The organism is bacterium, from assembly GCA_024224155.1.
Taxonomy (GTDB): Bacteria; Acidobacteriota; Thermoanaerobaculia; order Multivoradales; family JAHEKO01; genus CALZIK01.
Genome location: JAAENP010000511.1, coordinates 1 through 1,307, shown reverse-complemented (window position 1 = coordinate 1,307; position 1,307 = coordinate 1). Strand labels below are relative to the sequence as shown.

General features: G+C 66.9%; 2 protein-coding genes. Both read right to left on the bottom strand.

What is annotated here, in order from left to right; translation table 11 throughout:
• Positions 1-324, bottom strand: a 324-nt coding sequence (locus GY769_23960; protein MCP4204976.1) for an N-(5'-phosphoribosyl)anthranilate isomerase, incomplete at its 3' end; no start/stop codon positions are given.
• Between the two features lie 841 nt (positions 325-1,165).
• Positions 1,166-1,307 (bottom strand): indole-3-glycerol phosphate synthase (locus tag GY769_23955; protein MCP4204975.1); only part of this gene is annotated, 142 nt, incomplete at its 5' end.

Genomic DNA, 1,307 nt, shown 5'->3' with positions numbered 1-1,307 from the left:
GCCGGAGAAGCGGACCGCCTTCATCGCCCGTTCGCCCCACGGCACGAGATCCTCGGGAGTCTCATCGCCGTGGAACTGTATGAGATCGAAGCCAACGGTAGTGGCGATCTTCTCCACTTCCGGCTGCGCCTGATTGACGAAGACGCCCACGAGCGAAGTCCTGCCGCGAACCGCCTCGGCGATCTCGCGGCCGCGGACAGCCTCGAGTCGCCGCGGGCTCTTGCTCCAGAAGTTGAGGCCGATGAAGTCGGCGCCGAGATCCACCGCCGCTTCGGCGTCTTCGACACGGGTGATGCCACAGATCTTAATGCGAACGATCTTCATTCCGCGCTCCGGGTGGTGAGTGTACGGCAAACGGTGATCTTTCCGTGCGCCGGCCGGTGCCGTCTGAGTGTTGTCCCGGCGTCGACGGCGGTCGGCAGGCGATTCACCAGGGAACGGCTCGAGCTGCAAGGCCTGCGGGGGTCGGGCTCTCGCCTGCGCGCCGCTGCGCGCAAGCCGCTGGTGGTCTTCGAAAGGACCTTCCGAGCGCTTGCGACGAGCCCCCTGGCCGAATCGCCTGCCGAGCCGCCGTCTTTCTGTTCTTCGAGACGCCGACCTTCGAGTGCCGCAGGAAGAAGCTGTGCGGACATCACGTCGGGCGCCAAGCCGATCTCGACCTGGCCGGCGGAAAGCCGTTTGAGACGATGCGAGCATCCGGCGCAGCGAGTGGAGGGCGAGTCGAGGAGCAGCGATTCTTGCCGAAAACCAGTCGAGAGGGGACAGGAACGAATCGTGTCCTCGATGCCCGCGACGATCCCTCCAAGTGCCCGCCGGATCGCATGAGCCGAGAGGCTTGGCGCTGGCGAGGTCGAGACCGGCCTCTTCACAGCAGCGTCTACTCTCAATCCATCGAGTATCTTCGCACCGGCAATCCGAAGCCTTCCACTCTCGAATCGCTGTCGACGCGCTGAGGCCAGCCGGCTCGGCAGGCACCCGGCCAGGGGGCTCTCCGCAAGCGCGCGGCAGGGCGATTCGTAGGTCACGATCGGTTTGCGCGTAGCGGAGCGCAGCCGAGGGCCCAGCTTCCGCAGGCCTGCTAGCCCGAGGCGTCCCCTGGCCGGAGGCTCTGCCGACCGGCGCCGAAAAGCGCGGACTGAAGGCTGCGGGGCCCCGCCACACGCCGCTAAGCCGAAAGCAACTCGGCCAGTTTCGCGGCCGCGTCGTCCGCGAGCAGCAGCGACTCGCCGATCAGGAAGGCATCGAACCCGGCCTTCGCGAGCCGGGCGACGTCCGAACCCGAGCCGATGCCGCTCTCGGCTACTTTG